The following is a 272-nucleotide window of genomic DNA, read 5'->3' on the forward strand; positions in this document are numbered from 1 at the left end:
GCTGGGTCTGCTCCTCGGACGCGACTCCTCTTGGTGTACAGTGCTATTCTCTACGGCGGTCTAATACGACATGTTTTACTCCGAGACTCTCCTCTCGAAGACGGGGCCTCTGGCCCGCGTCTGGCTCTCCGCGAACCTCGAGCGCAAGCTGTCCAAGTCGCACATCCTGCAGTCCAACATCGAGAGCAGTGTTAATGCCATTGTGGACCAAGGACAGGCGCCCATGGCGCTGCGACTGAGCGGTCAGCTTCTCCTGGGTGTCGTCCGTATCT

At 59.2% G+C, this 272-nt stretch carries 1 protein-coding gene; it reads left to right on the plus strand.

What is annotated here, in order from left to right:
- Positions 1-70 precede the first annotated feature (70 nt).
- Positions 71-272, plus strand: a 202-nt coding sequence (locus PZC42_RS24660) for a Rad21/Rec8 N-terminal domain-containing protein (protein WP_277214145.1), incomplete at its 3' end; no start/stop codon positions are given.

Source organism: Isoptericola croceus, assembly GCF_029382255.1.
GTDB classification, from domain to species: Bacteria; Actinomycetota; Actinomycetes; order Actinomycetales; family Cellulomonadaceae; genus Isoptericola; species Isoptericola croceus.